The organism is Coleofasciculus sp. D1-CHI-01, from assembly GCF_040218875.1.
Taxonomy (GTDB): Bacteria; Cyanobacteriota; Cyanobacteriia; order Cyanobacteriales; family Coleofasciculaceae; genus Coleofasciculus.
Genome location: NZ_JAVJQP010000172.1, coordinates 1 through 5,419 on the forward strand (window position 1 = coordinate 1; position 5,419 = coordinate 5,419).

Genomic DNA, 5,419 nt, shown 5'->3' on the forward strand with positions numbered 1-5,419 from the left:
AGTTGCAGTCTAATGTAGAACTTTCTTTTTCCCCCAATTTCCCCATCTCTTTAAGTTGACATGCATGGGAGGGGTCTTTTCCCTAGTGAGTTAACCAACCGGATCATTTTCTGGTATCCAAGTTAGCCAGATTCGGCTTCAAGAACGTGCCATTCGGGTTAGGTTATTATTAATTTATATTAGAGTTAAAATTATGATACTGGGAGTCACTGAACTGGGGGGTCAGACCCCTCCCTAACTCTCCCTGGCAGGGGATGATTTGGTAGCTTGTGCTACAATTACTGGGAAATTATCCCATCAATTTTAATGATTGAATGGGTATTCTAGCATCGGGACATTCACTCGTATAGCGGTTTGGACTTGCTCCGTAATAATACGGTGTGAAAAACTGGGTCAGATTCTGTAAACTGAAGTGATCAGCTATCAAGTGATACTGAGCATCTTAACTCAATTGTGAGTTAGGTATAGTGTTAAGGTGATAACCAACAGCGATCCGGCTATTGCGATCGCGTACTCTCTAGGCAAAACTCCCAAGTTAGCGGGAGATGTGGGGAAAGGACGGAATATCTAGGATTTCTGGTCACATTTCCCCACTCAGTCATGTCCTAGATATGAATCGCGCTATGCGATTCGTCTGAGGCGTGTCATGATTAAAGGGACAACTTCACACACTGACTCTTAGGAGTACAGTGTAGGCTTCTAGAAATAGTAAGCCCAATAAACTAACTATCAAAGTTTGATTTTTAGGGGTGCATCAATTGATTCATAAATCTTTGTCAGGCGTAAATCTTGCTCCAAATGTTGTTACGGTATCACTGCGATCGCCATCTCATAGTGTACCGATTCAACAATGGCATTTTACTGATCAACCGATTATTAAAATAGGGCGCTGTGCAGATAACCATATTGTGCTGCGAAGTTCGGTTGTCTCGCGTTACCATCTGGAATTGCGGTGTATGGGGAATCAATGGAAATTGATTAACTTTGGTAACAATGGGACGTATAAGGACGGTCAACCGATTACAGAATTAGAGATTCAAAAAGAAACGCTAATTCGCCTTGCTCTGTCGGGTCCTCAATTACAAATTAGTCTGAGTGCAACTATACCAGAACCTTTGTTAAAACTGCTGCGCCATCACGATTCGGGGACGGGAAATCACCCTCTTCCGGGACGATTAGGCACCATGTTAAGCGGAAGTTAATATCTGTAAGGGTAGGGAGTTGGGGGAGCTGAGGGAGCCGCAGTTAATGCTACTCAAATGGTCGCTAAGGGCTGAAGGGGTGAAAAACAGCTTAAAGCATTTAACTGGCTTGGTCTTGGTCTGAATAGAGCCATGCTTGGAAATTGACAAAGACCTCTCGAATTTGCCCAGGGTCTCCGAGTTCAGAGATAGCGTCGTCAATGCTGTGATACTTCAGTTCTAAGAGTTTGGGTAACTTATCCTGGTTGAGTTCCCCTACCCCCTCACGGATGTACTGGTCTAACAGTGCTTGGCGAGTATCCGGGCGACTTTGCCTTTTTTAGCGATCGCTTCCGGGTCAATCCGGACTAACGCATCGGCTGGGAAGGCGGAAAAGTCGATAAAAGCTTGGTTGGCGAGGATGTTGCGGTCTGCGAGAAAGAGAATGCGAGGACGGCGGGTGGGTTGGCGGGTTTCGGCTTCATTCATTGGGGTTCATCCTCCGCAGATGTTGGGGGAGCCGCAGCAAATCGCCTGCGAGCATCGGTAATCGCTTGTTGCAGTTTGGTTTGTAGCACGGCTTTAGGCGGTAAGACAGTCAGATATTCCGCGACATGAATCCCGCTTTTATCGAGTTCCAGCAGTTCGATTTGTTCCTGCTTTTTGCCAGCACAAAGAATGATACCGAGGGGTGGGTTTTCATCGGGTTCTTGTTCGTATTTGGCAAGCCAGCGTAGGTACAGTTCCATCTGTCCTTTGTATTCGGCTTTGAAGCTACCCAGTTTCAAATCAATAGCGATGAGGCGTTTAAGTTTACGGTTATAAAAAAGCAGATCAAGATAGAAGTCATCATCATCAATCTGTAGCTTCTTCTGACGAGCAACAAAAGTAAATCCGGCACCGAGTTCGATATAAAAGTCTCGTTTGAGGGGGTCTTCAATGCTGCCCATTATCCGCAGGTGCGACCAACTCAATTCCGAACACAGTGTGTTCACTTTTTCCAAGTCGGGGAAAGTTTCGACAAAATGAACGCAATGCCACAGTTGTCGTTTGCTCCAGCCTTTACCGTAGGTTTGGGTCAGTTGTTGGGCGAGGGTGCTGATAATTTGTTTGCCGTAGGTAGCGCGATCGCGTTTGAGAATCTGCGTATAGATGCGGTGTCCGATATGCCAGTAGAGGAGGGTAAGTTCGGCATTAACAGTGCCAGCGACGCGCTGTTTTGCTGCATCGATTAAGGCTTTGACTTCGGCGAACAGTTCCTCGGTTGTGACTGGCTCGATTTCACTCACGCAGCAGCCTCCTTAATGTTATATCCATCACTTTTTTACCTCGCCCAACTTGGGACTCCAAAACGTCCCCCTTTTCGTCCAAAAATAAGCCACATTTTTACATTTCCCCTGACGAGACTTGGGATTGGCGCAACGTAGCATCTTCTTCGCTTGACCCTCTTTCTCATATTCATATAACTCCAACGGCTTGCCACACTTGGGACAAATATATTCCGTTAAGTTAGCTGGTTTGGCGGGTTTGGCTGATTTGGCTGGTTTGGTTGGTTTGGCGGCTACAGGACGTTCCGAACGCGGTAACTCATACTCAAGAGCCTTCCCATTCCAAAACATGACCGCCCCACATCCCCCTTCACGATTATCACAACTAAGGAAATGATCCGCTTTTAGCTTCTTAGAGGTAGAAAATACCTTAGTCATCCGATGCTGACATTTAGGACAGGAATAATCCGTGAGTTCCGTTCTCGGACGCCGTTTTGATTCACCCTTCGGGGTAGACTGAGTTTGACTGGCTATTTCTGGAACTTGGGAAAATGCCGAGTTAAGCGCCGGAGCAAAATAATCTCGATTCCACCCGGTTAAATAACACTCCCAATCCAATTTCCCAGACGCGATCGCATCCAAGTCCGATTCCATCTTAGCGGTAAATTCTGGCTGAATTAGATCCGGTAACACCTGTGCCAAAAATGCATCCAGTTCCATTCCCAGTTGGGTTGGCTGCAATTTCCCTTTACTTAATTGAACATAATTACGCGCTTTCAATGTCTTAATCGTTGGCGCATAAGTGCTAGGACGACCAATCCCCGAACGTTCCATCACCTGCACCAGTTTAGGTTCGCTGTAGCGCGGCGGTGGCTGGGTTTGTTTCTTATCCGCACCCGCGTTATCTAATGTTAGAGATTGTCCTGGCTGTACTGCGGGTAGTTGGGAATCGGCGGCGATATTATTCCAATAGCGAGTATAACCAGGTACAATTAACACTTGTCCCCTAGCTTCCCAAAATACATCCCCCGATTGGGTGATAATCCGAGTTTTGGATAATTGAGCTTGACAGCATTGGGTTGCGATCGCGCGATTCCAAATTAAATCATACAGTTTTGCCTCATCCCTAGTCAGTTGAACCGATAATTGCTCTGGTATGCGTTCAACATGAGTCGGACGAATCGCTTCATGGGCTTCTTGCGCCCCGGATTTGGAGCGATGGGAGGCTACTCTAGAGGGTACATTATCTGGGTCATGCTGTAAAAGCCACTGTTTCGCCGCCTGACAAAACTCTGGAGACAACGCCACCGAATCCGTCCGCATATAGGTAATATGTCCCGCTTCATAGAGACTTTGGGCAATTTTCATGGTGACTTCTGGATTCAGCTTGAGTTTAGCACCAGCAGATTGCTGAAGCGTAGAAGTGATAAATGCGGCTGGGGGAGATTGTTTAACGGTTTTTCCCTCTACTGTGACAACATAATGAGAATGAGAGCGTGCGATCGCAACGAGTTGATCCGCGTCTTCCTGAGAGAGTACCCGTGTTCCTTCCGATACTGGAGTCTCCTCACCTGCATCATCGGGTTGAGTCTTATTTTTATCCCTCGAATTCCGCCGTTGCGTCGTTTGCGGGTAAGTTCGACCTGCGTAAACAGCCTTAAATCCCTCCTGATACTCAACCCAGACGACCCAATAATCCTGGGGTTTAAATGCCAAAATCTCCTGTTCTCGCTTCACCAATAGATGCAGTGTTGCACTCTGCACCCGTCCCATAGACTTGCAGCCGTTATTCAAACGCCAGACTAATCGACTTCCTTTATATCCCACCAATTTATCCAAACAATCCCTGGCGCGTCCGGCGGCGACTAAATTAGAATCAAGGGTTTTCGGATGTGCGATCGCGCGATCGACGGCGGCTTTGGTAATCTCGGTATAGGTCACTCGTAGCGGATTTTTTAATCGTAAAGCCTGGGTTAAATGCCAGCCAATGGTTTCCCCTTCTCTATCAGGATCAGTCCCCAGGTAAATGCGGTCAGCTTGGCGAATCGCACCGCGTAATTCCGATAAGATTTTCTTGGCTTGACTACTCCGGGGAACATAGCGACAGTGAACCTGGGAACCGTCCAAATCAAACCCTAGAGAATCTTGACCATCATCGGCTAATTCCCGAACGTGACCCATACTAGCTTTAACTGTCCAGCCAGCACCGAGAATGGATTTAAGTTTTTTGACCTTACCACCTGATTCGATAATTAATAGATTCGCCATGGCTTTTGGCAGGAGATGAGGACTTATCCTGATGCCCTGAGAAGACTCTCACTTTCCGTGACGGGATGAATCAGGGCGCTCTTGATTCTAGACATACTGCTTAAGTTTTTCAATTGTAACACCGCCGCAATTAGCGACAAAGTATAGCAACCGCAATAGCGGTTAGGATACATTATTTGGTAGAGACTTTGCCTTATTCCTATAGAATATATTTTTCGTAGCCGTGCTACCTCACGAATCTATTTGCTAATTGCAATTGTTTCGATTTTAGTCATTGACCCAATGATTTCAACGTTCATTAATTACTCATATCAGTTCCGTGATCGCTCAATTCTGCTCTTTCTGATCCGTGTTTGCTTGATGCCAAGCTTGATAGAAGTCTGGGTAAGACATATTTTGGGTACAGTGCCATAGTTGGTTGTTTATCCGTGTAAAAACATTATGGAAATCTTTACAATCTTTTTTTGTTAACGGATATGAAATCCTTTTTTTAAAATCAAATAACACATCAGAAGGATTAATTAGTTTGCATTTCATGCCCATAGATAGAATCACGTTGTCTATAACCTAGACTCCGCACTTCAACTTGAAGTACAAGAAACTACATATCCAATCAAGGGAAAAAGTCTGAAAAATTAAACACTTGAATATCTTCTAAAGAAACAGTAATTGTTTTTGGGACTCTTGAGAGTTTTTTTGAGC

At 45.6% G+C, this 5,419-nt stretch carries 5 protein-coding genes; 1 reads left to right on the plus strand and 4 read right to left on the minus strand.

Going from position 1 to position 5,419, the window contains the following annotated elements; all coding sequences use genetic code 11:
* Window positions 1–758: 758 nt before the first annotated feature.
* Window positions 759–1,202 carry an FHA domain-containing protein gene (locus RIB93_RS29705; RefSeq protein ID WP_446378476.1) on the plus strand — a complete coding sequence of 148 codons (444 nt, stop codon included), beginning with the start codon at window positions 759–761 and terminating at the stop codon, window positions 1,200–1,202.
* A gap of 279 nt (window positions 1,203–1,481) precedes the next feature.
* Here RIB93_RS29705 and RIB93_RS29710 read toward each other — a convergent pair whose 3' ends face one another.
* The 4 genes from RIB93_RS29710 to RIB93_RS29725 all read right to left on the minus strand — a co-directional run bounded on the left by RIB93_RS29710 (window position 1,482) and on the right by RIB93_RS29725 (window position 5,260).
* A complete protein-coding gene (locus tag RIB93_RS29710) occupies window positions 1,482–1,670 on the minus strand; it encodes a hypothetical protein (protein WP_446378484.1) in 189 nt (62 codons plus the stop codon).
* On the minus strand, window positions 1,667–2,470 hold the full coding sequence (locus RIB93_RS29715) for a PDDEXK nuclease domain-containing protein (RefSeq protein ID WP_446378478.1): 804 nt from the start codon (window positions 2,468–2,470) through the stop codon (window positions 1,667–1,669). Before RIB93_RS29715 ends, RIB93_RS29710 begins: the two co-directional genes overlap by 4 nt.
* A gap of 27 nt (window positions 2,471–2,497) precedes the next feature.
* Window positions 2,498–4,717: a type I DNA topoisomerase gene (gene topA / locus RIB93_RS29720; protein ID WP_446378480.1), complete on the minus strand. Its 2,220-nt coding sequence runs from the start codon at window positions 4,715–4,717 to the stop codon at window positions 2,498–2,500.
* A gap of 327 nt (window positions 4,718–5,044) precedes the next feature.
* On the minus strand, window positions 5,045–5,260 hold the full coding sequence (locus tag RIB93_RS29725) for a hypothetical protein (RefSeq protein ID WP_446378482.1): 216 nt from the start codon (window positions 5,258–5,260) through the stop codon (window positions 5,045–5,047).
* Window positions 5,261–5,419: the final 159 nt, after the last annotated feature.

What these genes read in the sequence shown, in the direction of transcription:
- RIB93_RS29725 (WP_446378482.1), bottom strand. Translation starts at nt 5,260, where the DNA reads ATGGGCATGAAATGCAAACTAATTAATCCTTCTGATGTGTTATTTGAT.
- topA (WP_446378480.1), bottom strand. Translation starts at nt 4,717, where the DNA reads ATGGCGAATCTATTAATTATCGAATCAGGTGGTAAGGTCAAAAAACTT.
- RIB93_RS29710 (WP_446378484.1), bottom strand. Translation starts at nt 1,670, where the DNA reads ATGAATGAAGCCGAAACCCGCCAACCCACCCGCCGTCCTCGCATTCTC.